The sequence below is a fragment of the Leucobacter sp. CX87 genome, assembly GCF_018682295.1.
Taxonomy (GTDB): Bacteria; Actinomycetota; Actinomycetes; order Actinomycetales; family Microbacteriaceae; genus Cx-87.
Map to the genome: position 1 here is coordinate 300,161 of NZ_JAFIRI010000004.1, position 13,220 is coordinate 313,380.

Sequence of the window (13,220 nt, forward strand, 5' to 3'; positions counted from 1 at the left end):
TGCCGCGCTACTTCGAGGAGTGAAGGTACGTCGCGTATGCGGCGGTAGCGCAGACAAGATCTTCCCACGACATGCCGACGCCGGTGTAGAGGGCGGGCCGACCGGCGGAACGGGCCATGCGCCCAAGCGCGAGGTCGCGGAGGTTCGCCGGGGGTCGCTCGCGCCAGTCGGCCTCGCTCCAGGTGGTCGCCAGGTTGCCGTTCTCGCGCTCGGCCGAGCCGCGCCCCTCGACCACGAGGTCGCTGCGGGTGACGAGGTGGTCGTCGACCTCGCGCATATCGAGGCCGTGGGTGCCGGTAGCGGCGACGATGGCGTGATCCTGCACGAGCCGGCCGTCGAAGAGCGGCGCGCTCGCGCTCGTCGCGCAGATGATGATGTCCGCGTCGGCGACTGCGGCGTCCACGTCGCCGGTGCGGTCAGCGACCTCGAGAGACGCGCTTTCGGGGTCGCCCTGAAACTCCTGGATGAGCGCCGTCACGCGCTCAGGTCGGCGGCCGATGAGCTCGAACGTGGCATCCGGGAAGGCGACGTTGGCAGCCCGGATGTGGCTGAGCGCCTGGACGCCCGCGCCAAACACGAGGATGCGCGGGGCGGCCGGAAGCTCGCCGCCGGCAGGAGCGATCGCCGCGAGCGCCCGGACTGCGGAGATGGTGACGGCCGGCGTGCGAATGGCGGTCAGGCAGGCGCCCTCGAGGACGGCGACCGGGGCGAGCGCGTCAGACGAGAAGAGCAGGTAGAGGCCCTGGATCTTCTCGAGCCCGCGCGCGGGGTTGCCGGGTGCGACGGTCAGCGCCTTGAGGCCGCTGAACTCGGCCCCCTGGGCGGGCATGACCAGGAACTCGCCGCCGGGGGCGTCGCTGAACAGTCGTGGCCCGTCCAGCTCGGGATCGACGTGGGTGCGAAGCGCCGCGTCGAGCGCATCCATTGCCACGCCGAACGGGAGGGCGCGGCGCACCGCGTCCGCGTCGAGGAATGCGAGGCTCACAGCGAGAATCCCGTCGGGAACGGATCGCTCGGGTCGAGCATGTACTGGGCGGTGCCCGTGATCCAGGCGCGGCCCGTGATGGTCGGGGTGACCGCGGGGATCCCGGCCACCTCCGTCTCACCGATCAGGCGGCCGACGAAGCGAGAGCCGATGTACGACTCGTTCGTGAAGTCCTGGTGCAGGGGCAGCTCGCCGCGGGCGTGCAGCTGCGCCATCCGGGCGCTCGTCCCGGTGCCGCAGGGGGAGCGATCGAACCAGCCGGGCTGGATCGCCATAGCGTGCCGCGAGAGCGTCGCGTTCGACCCGGGCGCCTCGAGGTACACGTGGTGGCAGCCGCGAATGTCGTGGCGCTCGGGGTGCACCGGTTCGTCGGCGGCGTTGATCGCCTCCGAGATCGCGAGGCCCGCGTCGAGCAGCTGCTGCTTGTTGCTGCGATCCTGCCGGAACTCGATGCCCAGTGAGTCGAGCGTGACGATCGCGTAGAAGTTTCCGCCGAAGGCGAGGTCGTAGGTGACGCTACCGAGGCCCGGCACGTCGACCTGCGCGCCGCGGCGCACCGAGAAGGAGGGAACGTTCGTGATGGTGACGTGCTCGGCCTTGCCGTCCGCGACGGCGACCTCTGCCACGACGAGGCCGGCCGGGGTGTCGAGGCGGATAGTGGTGATCGGCTCGGTCACCTCGACCATCCCGGTCTCGACCAGCACGGTGGCGACGCCGATGGTGCCGTGCCCACACATGGGCAGGCAGCCGGAGACCTCGATGTAGAGCACTCCCCAGTCGGCGTCGGGACGCGTCGGGGGCTGCAGGATCGCGCCGCTCATCGAGGCGTGGCCGCGAGGCTCGGTCATGAGGAGGGTACGAATGTGGTCCGAGTTCTCCATGAACCAGGTCCGTCGCTCGGCCATGGTGGCCCCGGGAAAGACGCCGACGCCGCCGGTGATGACGCGGGTGGGCATGCCCTCTGTGTGGGAATCGACGGCGTGGAAGACGCGGGATGTGCGCATCATGGCCTCCTGTCCAGGACGGGCATCATGCGCCCGAGAAGCGTGGGTGGATGGCCGGGGCGCGCCAAGATGGCGCGGCACGCCCCGGCCGGGTGAAGCGTGAAACGTGTTACTTACCGTAACCCTTGGCGACTGCGGCCTCGGTGTCGGCGATGATGCGCGCGGTGATCTCGGGGGAGAGCGGGCCACGCGGCGGACGGCTCTTGCCGCCCTTGAGGCCAACGACGTCCATCGACAGCTTGATCGCCTGGACGAACTCGGTCTTCGAATCCCAGCGCAGCAGCGAGTGCAGGTCGCGGTACATTTCCTGGCCGCGGACGAGATCCTGGACATTGCCCGAGGTGCACAGGTTGAACAGCTCGATGCAGGTCTGCGGGATCGCGTTGGGGTAGCCGGACACCCAGCCGACCGCGCCGGCGAGGCCGACCTCGAGCACCGTGTCGTCGGTGCCGATCAGGATGTCGATCTCGGGAGCGAGCTCCTTGATCTCGTAGATGCGACGGGGATCGCCCGAGAACTCCTTCACGCCCACGACGTTGCCGGCGTGGAAGATGTCGGCGATCAGCTCGGGAACCAGGTCGACCTTGGTGTCGATGGGGTTGTTGTAGCCGATGATCGGCAGGCCGGCCTTCGCGACGGTGGCGTAGTGCTCCTTGACCTGCTCGTGGTTCGCGCGGAACGTGTTCGGCGGCAACAGCATGACGCAGCTCGCGCCGGCCTCGGCCGCCTGGGTTGCCCAGTGAGCCGACTGCAGGGCGCCGTACGCGCCGACGCCCGCCATGACGGTGAATCCCTCAGGGGACGCGTCGACGGCGGTCTTGATGACCTGCGCGCGCTCGACGTCGCTGAGGTTCTGGTACTCGCCCAGTGAGCCGTTGGGGGCGACGCCGTCGCAGCCGTTCGCGGCCAGCCAGGCGACGTGCTCGCCGAAGGCGTCGTAGTCGACGGACATGTCGTCCTTGAACTGCAGGGCGGTGGCAACGATGACTCCGTGCCAGGGCTTCTTCTCGGTCACGAGAATCCTTCCGATAGATGAGACGAGCGGGCGGAAACTCCCCGCACTTCAGTGTGTGGCGTGTGACATTGCACAGCGTACCATGCGATGCGGGGGCGTGGGAAGCGTGGTCTGCTTCCTGCGCCCGGGAGGTGGCTAGCGCAGCGTGAAACCCGTGCCAAGCGCGTCGGCGGGGTCGAGGATGAAGCGCTGCTCGCCCGTGATGTAGGCGGTGCCGGTGACGGACGGGATCACGGTCGCGGTGCCGTCGGGGCGGGGGGTTCCGGCGACCCAGCTCGCGTGGAACACCGTGTCGACGATCGACCGGTGCTCGAGCGTCGCACCGAGAGGCAGGGCGCCGAGGTCGGCGAGAGTGGTTACGCGAGCGCCGGTACCCGACCCGCAGGGCGAGCGGTCGACCTCACCGTCGGCGAACACCGTGACGTTGCGCTGCGCTGGTCCGTCCGGTCCCGCGCCGAGGTCGTCCCACAGGATCGTGCCGTAGACGCCCGAGAGCCTGGGGTCGTCGGCGTGCTGGGCCTCGGCTGAGTCGTTGAGGGCCCACTTGATCTCGCGCCCGAGCGCGATGAGCTCGGTGTAGTGCTCGGGGGACACCGTGAGGCCGAGGTCGGATGCCTGGACTTGCGCGTAGATGGCGCCGCTAAAGCTGAGCGAGGCGAGCACGCGCCCGCGGGATGTCTTGACGGCGACCTTGTGTGCGATGACATGCGAGGGCACGTTCCGGAAGGTCGCCCCCACGAGCTTGCCGCCCGAGCGCTCGACGAGCGCGGCGACGCGCCCCGAGGGCACGTCGATGCGCACCTCGGTGATGCCGTCGGGGTTCGACTGGACGAGGCCCGTGTCGGTCGCCCAAACACCCAGCGCGATCGTGCCGTGGCCGCAGGCGGTCGAGAAGCCGTCCTTGTGCCAGAACAACACGCCCAGATGGGCGCCATCGTCGTCGGGCGGCACAATGAATCCGCCGTACATATCGGCGTGACCGCGGGGTTCGTTGCAGAGGAGTTGGCGTAAGGAGTCGGCGCCGCCTGCGTCGGCAATCGCTGCGACGCGGCGCTCGCCGACGGTTGTCCCGGGAAGCTGGGGCACTCCCTCGTGCACAATGCGGAACGGCTCGCCGGCCGTGTGGTAGTCGGTGGTGTTGATCCAGCGTGCTGCGAGCGGGGTGGGCATATCTCGGGCTCTCCTTTGAACGGATACGTGACGCCAGTATACCGTGTGACATTGCACAGAATCGAGAGGGTCGCCCGTGCGAGCCGGCCGTTGGTGGGCCGCCCCGCACACGCGGGCGCTAGCCGAAGATCATCGGGCGGTCGTCCTCGTCGTCAAACGTCTCGCCCAGCAGGGTCGGGTCGATATCGACGACCACCGGGATGTGGTCGGACGGGGCGTCGCCCTTGCGCTCCTCGCGGTGGTGTGAGGCGCCCGTGACCGCGCTCGCGAAGGCGGGTGAGCCCAGGATGAAGTCGATGCGCATGCCCTCGTTGCGGGGGAAGCGCAGCTGCGTGTAGTCCCAGAAAGTGAATCCCTCGGGGACGAGCGGGCGCACGACGTCCTCCACGAGTGGGCTGAATGCGGCGATGGCCGCGCGCTCGACGGGGGACACGTGGGTCGTGCGGCCCACCTCGAAGCTCGGGTCGCCCATGTCGTGGTCGAAGGGGGCGACGTTGAAATCACCCATCAGCGCGAGGGGAAGGTCGGGGTGGTCGGCGAGCCACCGTTCGGTGTTTTCGCGCAGCACGCGCAGCCACTCGAGCTTGTATGCGAAGTGCGGGTCTTCGAGTCCGCGGCCGTTCGGAACGTAGAGGCTCCAGAGGCGCAGGTCGCCGACGGTCACGCCGAGGGCGCGGGCCTCGAGGGGAAGATCGTTCGGGCCGGTGCCCTGTACGTCCTCCTGGCCCTTGATGGGCTTGCCGAACCCGGGCATGCCATCGAACCCGCGGGTCACGTCCGTCATCTCGTGGCGGCTCGCGAAAGCGACGCCGTTCCACTGGTTCAGGCCGTGAATCTCGAGCTGGTACCCGGCGCGCTCGAACTCGGCGGCGGGGAACTGATCCGGCCGGCACTTGATTTCCTGCATCGCGAGGACGTCGATGTCCTCGCGCACCATCCAATCGACGATGCGCCCCACTCGGGCGCGGACGGAGTTGACGTTCCAGGTGGCGATGCGCATGCTTCTCAGCGTATCCGGGTTCGTGGCCCACCTCACCCTCGCGAACCGTCACATTTGGCTCTTCGAGGTCACGGCGAGCAGCCAAATGTGACGGCTCGATGGGGGCTACCCGAGCGTGCCCGGGCCTGTGGCCTGCTCGGCAACCTCTGCGAGATGCTTGCGGTACGTCGCGAGACCGACCGCGCCGATGCTCGGCAGATTGGTGCTGGTCTCGCGCAGCCCGACCGCGCCGTCCGTGAGCTCACGGATGATGTCGGCGTGACCCACGTGCCGTGCCGTCTCGGCGATCATGTGCACCAGGATCTGGTGCAGGGTCACCTGCTGCGTCTCGGGCGACCACCACGGCACGTATCCGATCGCGTCGAGCTCGAGCGCGGCGATTGTCGCCTCGCTGTGGGCGCCCGCGTCCCGGTACAGCTGAATAATCTCGGCGCTTGACTGCTCGGCAGTGGCCCACATGTCAGCGTTGACGGGGCTCTCGTCGTCAAGCCAGGGGGTCGGAATGCCAGAGGGTCGGTCGAACACCTCGCCGAGGTAGCCGAGCTCGACGGAGGCGACGTGCTTCACGATCCCGAGCAGGTTTGTCCCGGTCTGGGTGAGCGGCCAACGCAGGTCACGCTCGCTCAAGCCGTCGAGCTTCCACAGCAGCGCCTCGCGCTGGCGTTCCAAAGTCATGCGGAGGGTCTCTTTTTCGTCGGGCATGCGGCCAGCGTAGGGGCCAGGGTGCCCGCAAAGCCAGGCATCTAGAATGAGGACATGACCGACGCGCGTGCCCAGCTCATTGACCTCATCACGACCGAAGCCGTTTTCCACGGCGACTTCACGCTTACGAGCGGCAAGAAGGCGACCTATTACATCGACTTGCGCAAGCTCAGCCTGGACCACCGCGCGGCCCCGCTGATCGGCCAGGTCATGCTCGACCTGATCGCCGACGTCGACGGCGTCGTGGCCGTGGGCGGGCTCACCATGGGCGCCGACCCGATCGCTTCGGCGATCCTGCACCAGGGCGTCCTGCGCGGCACCCCATACGACGCGTTCGTCGTGCGCAAGGAGCCGAAGGACCACGGCCGTGGACGACAGGTTGAGGGCCCCGACCTCGAGGGCAAGCGCGTCATCGTCGTGGAGGACACCTCGACGACGGGCGGTTCGCCGCTCGCAGCGATCGAGGCGCTTGAGAAAGTCGGAGCGATCGTCGCCGGCGTCGCGGTGGTCGTCGACCGCCAGGCGCCCGCGAAGGCGCGCATCGAGGCCGCGGGCTACGAGTACCGCTACGCGATCGGCCTCGACGACCTCGGGCTCGCGCCGCAGTAGTCCTCACCAATACGCATAAAGCGGGGCGGTCACCTTTTCGGTGGCCGCCCCGCTTTATTTGGATAGGCGCAGAGCGGGAGAGTCAATGGGGTTGACTGATTTGCTGGCAGCGCATACATTTGAACTGTTTGACCGATGGTCTGACCAACGGGAAGTGCATTTGATTCATGCCGAGACCCGGTTCTGTATCCCACAACGACGTGCAAGGAGTGCGAACAGCTATGCCAAAGACACACCGACACCTCATCGCTCCTCAGGAGTATGAGCAGCGAATCCAGAAGTTTCGAGAACTTCTTGCTGAGGAGAACGTGGATGCAGCGCTCGTGTGGGGGCGCGGCGGCGGCACCGAGGACCGTGCGGCAGACGTGCGGTACTTGACGGGTTTCTACCCGGTGTTTCCGACGATTCGTGACGTTGCCGGTGTCTGGAGTGATCGGGGTCTCTGCGCATTGCTGGTGACCCACCAGGAGCTGGTGCTATTCACTGATGACCCTGCCGCTGCAGAAGCATCAACGGGAACGACCTCCGTCAGTGTGCGTCATGGTGTGGGTAGCCGGAGCATGGTTGGCGATCTGCTCGAGCAGCTCGACGGTCGTCCCGAACTTGAGCGCATTGTGGTCGTTGCAGGTGACGCAATGTCCGGTCAACACGCCCATGCACTGCTGAGTGATGCCCGATTCACCAGCCGAGAGGTGACTTGGAACAATACACTCGTTGAGCCGCTACGCATGCATAAGTCTGCTGCCGAGATAGCGCTCATGCGACATGCCGCAAAGATCGCCGAGGAGGCGCTCGAAGCAGGGTTCGCCCTGATTGCCCCCGGCGTGAACGAGTCCGCGGTGGTGGCGAAGATGGCTGAGGTGGTGGCCCGGAATGAAGCAGTGCTTGCGAACGCTTTTGTCTACACCGCCCAGCTCGAAGGCGACGATGAGGACAACCGGCTCCCGACGCACAGCAGCCGTCCGTTCTCGGCCGGTGACCTCTTTACCGTCGACCTCAGTGGTACGTATGCGGGTTACTACTTTGATCTTGCGCGAAGCATTGTTGTTGGGGCTGAACCAACCCCGGCACAGCAGCGCGCGTATGGCCTCGCTCAAGGTGCGGTAAACGCGGTCGTTGCCGAAATGCGTCCGGGCGCCGTCTTGGGGGAGGCAGCTCGAGTCGGAAGCAAACTGTTGCGTGATGGAGGCTTCGACCCGGAGGACGCCGAGTTCCCGGCGCGCGGGCACGGCCTGGGCCTCGGCTTTGAAAGCCCATGGGTTCGAGATGAAAGCCCGGAGGTACTTGAGCCGGGGATGGTGATTTCGATCGAACAGTTCGTGTTCATTGACGGCACTGCGGCGACATTCGAGCGAAACGTCCTGATCACTGAGAACGGTCCGGAGGATTTGGTGGCGGTTCAGGACTTCTGGACGCCGAAGAACGGTACGAGGGAGGCATAATGCGCATTTCCAGTAGCACGAAGAAAGTTCTCGCCAGCTCACTGATGATCCCGATGTTGCTCATTGCTGGATGTTCGGCGGCGCCGGTCCAGAATCAGCCCGTTGAGCTAGATCTTGAGCGTGGTCTCGCAAGTACCCCGGCGGGGGTAGGCGCTGTCGACGTCGTCCGATGGAACCTGACCTGGGGGGAGCCCTCCTCATTGGACTGGATCTACGCATACGCAGACTCTGAGAACACGACCCTCGCCAACATGTGTGAAGGCCTCATGCGGCAGAACGAGGACATGACTCTGTCTCCTGCCCTGGCGGAAACGGTCACCCATGTGGACGACCTGACCACGGTCTTTGAGATTCGTAAGGGAGTCCAGTTCTGGGATGGAAGCCCTCTCACCGCTGAGGACGTTGCATTCAGCCTGAACCGCCATATGGACCCGGACTCGGGATCGTACTGGGGTGACCCGTTCTACGACAACGTGGGTGCTATCGAAGTTACCGGTGAGCACGAAGTAACTGTCCGCTTTACCCAGCCGGACTCGCTGTTTGAGCGCATGCTCGCGACCGCCGCCGGAATTGTCGGCAGCAAGTCTTTCGTGGAAAACGCCGGTGAGGCCTACGGCACTGCGAGTGGCGGAATCATGTGCACCGGCCCGTTCTCGCTGAAATCTTGGCAGTCGGGATCCAAGATCGTGCTCGACGCGAACCCGAGCTACTGGGACCAGGGGCTAGTGCCGCTGGCAAAGCAGCTGGAGCTCACATTCGTGACGGACGAATCAACCGTGGCAAACAGCCTGCTCTCGGGTGACTTGGACGGAACCTACATGCCACCGCTCTCTGCCACCGAAAAGCTCGCAACCTCAGACACCGGAACGTTTGCTCTCGGCTTGGGCACCGACTGGGTGGCGATACGGCCGACCGAAAAGGAAGGGTTGATGCACCAGCTCGAGATGCGGCAGGCGCTGAGCCTCATTCTCGATCGAGATGCGGTCGCGCAGGCAGTCTTCCGTGGCACCGCACAGGCGTCACTCACCCCGATCCAACCCGGTGCGTGGGGGTACGCGAAGGACGTGTGGCAGGCTGCCGCTGACGAGCTTCCCGCTCCAGAATTCGACGTCGAGCAGGCACAGAAGATCGTGCAGGAGGCTGGGCTTGAGGGTTCATCAGTCAAGATCGCGATTCCCAGCGACAGCGAGGCGGAGAAGAAGATCGCCGAGATTCTTACGGCTGGCGCAGGACAGATTGGCATTGAGGTCGCCGTCGAGGTCATCCCAATCACGAGTTTTACTGAACTCTATTTCGATGCAAAAGCGCGCGAGGCGTACGACGCATTCATCGTCTGGGAGTACGGCGCGGGAGTTGCTGACCCTGTGGTCTCAATGAGTGAGTTCACGCCGCTGAGCGCTTACAACTACGGAAACTATGACGACCAGGTGCTGACGCAGAGTGTTGCGGATGCGCTGACCACACTGGACCCTGACGCTCGTGCAGAGATTCTGGTCAAGGGCCAGGCCCGCATGGTCGAGGATTTGCCGCTCATTAACGTGGTCACACTCGAGAACCGCGTGTATCAGAACGATCGGATTACCGGTGCAACTGCTTCTCGGGCAAGCCTGTACTTCCCCTGGGCCGCGAACATTGGTTCACCCGAGTAACAATTCCCGGTAGCTACCAAGGAGGGTGGTGTGGGGAAGGCGCTGTGTCGCTTCCCCACACCTCATCAACATGATTCGATTTGTTCTATTGCGCTTGGTCGAGGGGCTCGTGACGCTCATTGCATCGTCACTCGTCGTCTTCGCGGCCCTGTTTCTCGCGCCGGGAGATCCGATTGCCATCTTGATCGGGAATCGGACGGTGAGCGATCAGACAATCGCCAGTCTGCGGGAGCAGTACCGGTTGGACGAGCCATTCTTCACTCGTTGGCTTGGCTGGCTGGGTGATGTGTTCAGCGGAGAGTTGGGGCGGTCGCTGACATACCGTGACGATGTCTGGAACCTAATTGAGCCACGACTCGGCACCACTTCGACACTTCTTGGCCTGGCGTTGCTCCTGATTATCGTGGTCGGGGTTGGGCTGGGAATCGTGGCCGCAATGTCGGGGCGTCGCATCAGTGATCTCCTCTTAGGGTTCACCTCAATTGGAGTTGCCGTCCCTTCGTTCGTCGCGGCGACCCTTCTGATTACGGTCTTCGCGGTTGGTCTTGGCTGGTTCCCAACGTTTGGGGCCGGTGATGGCGTTGCGGACAGGCTTCACCATCTGGCGCTCCCGGTTATCGCACTCACTATTTCGGCTGGATCGTACGTTGCCCGAGTCACGCGTGCCTCGCTCCGAGAAGAAGCGCAGAAAGAGCATGTCCAGACTGCGATCGGGCGCGGGCTTCCACGGAGGCGTATTGTGCAGCACCACATCGTTCACAACGCGTTGACACCGATTGCGACGGTGGTCGCTGTGACGCTCACAAGCATGGTGGTCGGCACGATCGTGATTGAAAAGGCATTCGCGCTTGACGGGATTGGACTACTGCTGACCGAAGGAGTGCTGCGGAAGGACTTCGCAATTGTGCAAAGCATCACGTTGATTCTGATCGCCTTCGTCGTGGTCGTTGCCCTGATAGTCGATATCGTGCAGGTGCTGGTTGATCCACGCGTGCGCGCGAAGGTGGTCGCCCGATGAGCACTGCAATTCTTCGTTTCCGCGAGACTGCTTCCCGAGGCACATTCAAGCGTAAGCGCGACGTTCCCCTCCTGCTTTCGGTGGGTGTGCTTGTCCTTCTCGTTCTGGGGGCCGTGTTTGCCCCACTCATTGCACCGTACGACCCCACGGCCTCTGATTTCATGCGTACGTACCGGCCAATCGAACCGGGGGCCATTCTCGGCACAGACAGTTCAGGCCGCGACATTTTCAGCAGAATTCTCCACGGGGGACGAGTAAGTCTTGTCGCGCCCGCGGTGATCGTGATTGTGGCGGGATTGTTGGGTACCGTGATCGGAATTGCCTCGGCAGTGGCTGGAGGGGTCGTGGATCGGGTGCTGAGCCGAGTCCTCGACATCGGGTTTGCCTTTCCCGGGATGCTCCTGGCAATTCTTGCGGTCACGATGTTCGGGGCCGGGGCGACGCCGGTGGTAGTGGCCCTCGCAATTGCCTATGTTCCCTTCATAGGCCGAATGGTGAGAAACGTGGCGGTTGGCGAGATGTCGCTGCCGTACGTGGATGCACTATTCAACGTCGGCCAGTCTCGTTGGGCAATCGCAGTGCGGCACATTCTGCCTGCGGTGCTCCCCACCGCGATGGCACAGGTGACGGTCTCGTACGGGTACGCAATGGTTGACCTCGCAGCAATGTCGTTCCTGGGAATGGGCGTTCAGCCGCCAACCGCTGACTGGGGATTGATGGTCTCGGAAGGCCAACAGGGCGTCATCCAGGGGCGATGGGAAGAGACGGTTGCGGCCGGCCTCGTGATCTTGGCCTCAGTTGCTGCGGTTTCGATGATTGGTGACCGATATGCGGACCGCGTGGGCAGCGTAAGGGAGACAAAAGTATGAGCCTCGTGCAGGTATCTGGGTTGACGCTTACGGCGTCTGATGGAACTGAGATTGTTTCGAAGGCCTCGCTGCGAATCGACCATGGGGAGATCGTCGGCGTGATCGGCGAATCTGGATCAGGGAAATCGATGACCCTGAAAGCGATCTCGGGGCTGTTGCCTGGAGGTATCACGGCCCAAGGGTCCGTCAGGTACGAGGGTGAAGAGCTTCTGACACTCTCCCGAAATGCCTATCGGAAGTTTCGCGACCAGCAGCTGGGGCTCATCTACCAGGATCCCCGAGCGAGCGTGAATCCGGTGCATTCCGTGGGCGATTTCATCGTTGAGGCGTTGCGGGTGAATCGGAGAGTCAGCAAAGCTGACGCCTATGAACGTGCATATGAACTCTGCAGGGAGGTCGGAATACAAGACCCCGAGTATCAGCTCGGCGGCTATCCGTATCAGTTCTCTGGCGGAATGCTGCAGCGCGCAGTGATAGCTGCGGCGCTGATCACTGAACCCCGACTCATTCTTGCGGACGAGCCCACGACGGCACTTGACGTCACTCGGCAGGCGGAAGTCGCCTGGATCCTTCGCGAGCAAGTACGCACCCGTGAATTAGGAATGATGTTTATCACGCACGATCTTGAGTTGGCAGCGGCACTGTGCGATCGGGTTTATGTCATGTACCGCGGTCGCATCGTCGACGAGGCCCCCGCAACAGCGCTCATGAAATCTCACCATCCGTACACGCAGGCACTGTTGAAGGCGCGTCCGACTTTGAGTAGCGATGGCGCGAGGCTCGCAACCATTACTGACGAGATGCGGGCAGAAATCGACGCGGAGGTGATGGGCGCATGATTGATGCGGAACCAATCGTTGTGGCTGAGGGGCTTCGCAAGGTGTTTAAGCGAGGCGGTCGAGAGCACGTCGCGGTTGACGACGTTACTTTCCGGATGACTCGGGGGCGAAACCTTGGGATTGTTGGGGAGTCAGGCTCGGGGAAGTCGACGACGGCACGAATGATCATGGGGCTCGAACGGCCCACCTCTGGCACCGTTGAGGTATGTGGCGAGGACATGCTCCAGACAGCACGAACTCGAGCGGTCCGGAAACGCCGGGCCAAGCTCACGCAGATGGTGTACCAAGATCCCTTCGGCTCACTTGATCCGCGTCAGACGGTGGACTCCTGTCTTCAAGAGGTGCTGGCAATTCACGGTTTTGGAAATAGACCTGAGCGGGAAAGGCGAACCGCCGAGCTGTGTGACCTTGTGGGGCTCAGCGCAGCGCAACAGGCGCGAAGCCCTCGAGACCTGTCGGGCGGACAGCGCCAGCGCGTGGCAATTGCGCGGGCGCTAGCGGTCGAGCCGCAGCTGATTCTGCTTGATGAAGCAGTTGCCGCGCTCGATATCTCAATCCAGGCGCAGATACTGAATTTGCTGCTTGATGTTCAGCAAGAAACCGGGACATCGTACGTTCTGATCTCTCACGACCTCGCCGTTGTCGCCCACCTGACTAAGGATGTGTTGGTGATGCAAGACGGTCGAGTAGTCGAGCAAGGTGCGACCTCTCAAGTGCTCGTTGAGCCCAAGCATGCATATACACAGGTGCTCCGCGACAGCGTTCCCTCGATGAGTTGGAGGCAAGATGGAGTGCTCGAGAGTATCGCGGGTCGGGTGATTCCCGAGGGCGGGTCACAACTGCCGTCACAGAAATACACCTGACGCTTGGATCGGGCGTCTTACATGAAACGAAAACACGCCCTTGGGCGTAAGAACT

At 63.9% G+C, this 13,220-nt stretch carries 13 protein-coding genes; 7 read left to right on the top strand and 6 right to left on the bottom strand.

Annotated elements, in window-relative coordinates; all coding sequences use genetic code 11:
* Positions 1 to 7: 7 nt before the first annotated feature.
* The 6 genes from KOE53_RS06880 to KOE53_RS06905 form a co-directional block, all read right to left on the bottom strand.
* Positions 8 to 985, bottom strand: coding sequence for an ornithine cyclodeaminase family protein (locus KOE53_RS06880; protein ID WP_188057883.1), 978 nt, complete (start codon positions 983 to 985; stop codon positions 8 to 10).
* Positions 982 to 1,989, bottom strand: a complete 1,008-nt coding sequence (locus KOE53_RS06885; protein ID WP_188057951.1) for a proline racemase family protein — start codon at positions 1,987 to 1,989, stop codon at positions 982 to 984. Before KOE53_RS06885 ends, KOE53_RS06880 begins: the two co-directional genes overlap by 4 nt.
* 109 nt (positions 1,990 to 2,098) lie before the next feature.
* On the bottom strand, positions 2,099 to 3,004 hold the full coding sequence (locus KOE53_RS06890) for a dihydrodipicolinate synthase family protein (RefSeq protein WP_188045220.1): 906 nt from the start codon (positions 3,002 to 3,004) through the stop codon (positions 2,099 to 2,101).
* Positions 3,005 to 3,139: 135 nt separating this feature from the next.
* The gene (locus KOE53_RS06895) at positions 3,140 to 4,174 is read right to left on the bottom strand and encodes a proline racemase family protein (protein ID WP_188057884.1); all 1,035 of its coding nucleotides are present in this window, start codon (positions 4,172 to 4,174) and stop codon (positions 3,140 to 3,142) included.
* Positions 4,175 to 4,292: 118 nt separating this feature from the next.
* A complete protein-coding gene (locus KOE53_RS06900) occupies positions 4,293 to 5,174 on the bottom strand; it encodes an exodeoxyribonuclease III (protein ID WP_188057885.1) in 882 nt (293 codons plus the stop codon).
* 105 nt (positions 5,175 to 5,279) lie between these two features.
* The gene (locus KOE53_RS06905; protein ID WP_188057886.1) at positions 5,280 to 5,876 is read right to left on the bottom strand and encodes a DinB family protein; all 597 of its coding nucleotides are present in this window, start codon (positions 5,874 to 5,876) and stop codon (positions 5,280 to 5,282) included.
* 54 nt (positions 5,877 to 5,930) lie between these two features.
* On the opposite strand from KOE53_RS06905, the gene pyrE reads away from it, so the two are divergent.
* The 7 genes from pyrE to KOE53_RS06940 all read left to right on the top strand — a co-directional run bounded on the left by pyrE (position 5,931) and on the right by KOE53_RS06940 (position 13,165).
* On the top strand, positions 5,931 to 6,485 hold the full coding sequence (pyrE, locus tag KOE53_RS06910; RefSeq protein WP_188045224.1) for an orotate phosphoribosyltransferase: 555 nt from the start codon (positions 5,931 to 5,933) through the stop codon (positions 6,483 to 6,485).
* A 221-nt stretch (positions 6,486 to 6,706) separates the two neighbouring features.
* A complete protein-coding gene (locus KOE53_RS06915) occupies positions 6,707 to 7,927 on the top strand; it encodes a M24 family metallopeptidase (protein WP_188057887.1) in 1,221 nt (406 codons plus the stop codon).
* Positions 7,927 to 9,576 (top strand): ABC transporter substrate-binding protein, encoded by a 1,650-nt coding sequence (locus KOE53_RS06920; protein ID WP_188057888.1) that lies wholly within the window; start codon positions 7,927 to 7,929, stop codon positions 9,574 to 9,576. Before KOE53_RS06915 ends, KOE53_RS06920 begins: the two co-directional genes overlap by 1 nt.
* Before the next feature lie 70 nt (positions 9,577 to 9,646).
* Positions 9,647 to 10,594, top strand: a complete 948-nt coding sequence (locus KOE53_RS06925; RefSeq protein ID WP_188057889.1) for an ABC transporter permease — start codon at positions 9,647 to 9,649, stop codon at positions 10,592 to 10,594.
* Positions 10,591 to 11,463, top strand: a complete 873-nt coding sequence (locus tag KOE53_RS06930) for an ABC transporter permease (protein ID WP_188057890.1) — start codon at positions 10,591 to 10,593, stop codon at positions 11,461 to 11,463. Before KOE53_RS06925 ends, KOE53_RS06930 begins: the two co-directional genes overlap by 4 nt.
* Positions 11,460 to 12,302, top strand: coding sequence for an ABC transporter ATP-binding protein (locus KOE53_RS06935; RefSeq protein WP_188057891.1), 843 nt, complete (start codon positions 11,460 to 11,462; stop codon positions 12,300 to 12,302). Before KOE53_RS06930 ends, KOE53_RS06935 begins: the two co-directional genes overlap by 4 nt.
* Entirely contained in the window at positions 12,299 to 13,165 is an 867-nt protein-coding gene (locus tag KOE53_RS06940) for an ABC transporter ATP-binding protein (protein ID WP_188057892.1), read from the top strand. The genes KOE53_RS06935 and KOE53_RS06940 overlap by 4 nt, the downstream gene beginning before the upstream one ends.
* Positions 13,166 to 13,220 lie beyond the last annotated feature (55 nt).

What these genes read in the sequence shown, in the direction of transcription:
- KOE53_RS06935 (WP_188057891.1), top strand. Translation starts at nt 11,460, where the DNA reads ATGAGCCTCGTGCAGGTATCTGGGTTGACGCTTACGGCGTCTGATGGA.
- KOE53_RS06940 (WP_188057892.1), top strand. Translation starts at nt 12,299, where the DNA reads ATGATTGATGCGGAACCAATCGTTGTGGCTGAGGGGCTTCGCAAGGTG.
- KOE53_RS06920 (WP_188057888.1), top strand. Translation starts at nt 7,927, where the DNA reads ATGCGCATTTCCAGTAGCACGAAGAAAGTTCTCGCCAGCTCACTGATG.
- KOE53_RS06930 (WP_188057890.1), top strand. Translation starts at nt 10,591, where the DNA reads ATGAGCACTGCAATTCTTCGTTTCCGCGAGACTGCTTCCCGAGGCACA.
- KOE53_RS06895 (WP_188057884.1), bottom strand. Translation starts at nt 4,174, where the DNA reads ATGCCCACCCCGCTCGCAGCACGCTGGATCAACACCACCGACTACCAC.
- KOE53_RS06925 (WP_188057889.1), top strand. Translation starts at nt 9,647, where the DNA reads ATGATTCGATTTGTTCTATTGCGCTTGGTCGAGGGGCTCGTGACGCTC.
- KOE53_RS06915 (WP_188057887.1), top strand. Translation starts at nt 6,707, where the DNA reads ATGCCAAAGACACACCGACACCTCATCGCTCCTCAGGAGTATGAGCAG.
- KOE53_RS06900 (WP_188057885.1), bottom strand. Translation starts at nt 5,174, where the DNA reads ATGCGCATCGCCACCTGGAACGTCAACTCCGTCCGCGCCCGAGTGGGG.
- KOE53_RS06885 (WP_188057951.1), bottom strand. Translation starts at nt 1,989, where the DNA reads ATGCGCACATCCCGCGTCTTCCACGCCGTCGATTCCCACACAGAGGGC.
- KOE53_RS06905 (WP_188057886.1), bottom strand. Translation starts at nt 5,876, where the DNA reads ATGCCCGACGAAAAAGAGACCCTCCGCATGACTTTGGAACGCCAGCGC.
- pyrE (WP_188045224.1), top strand. Translation starts at nt 5,931, where the DNA reads ATGACCGACGCGCGTGCCCAGCTCATTGACCTCATCACGACCGAAGCC.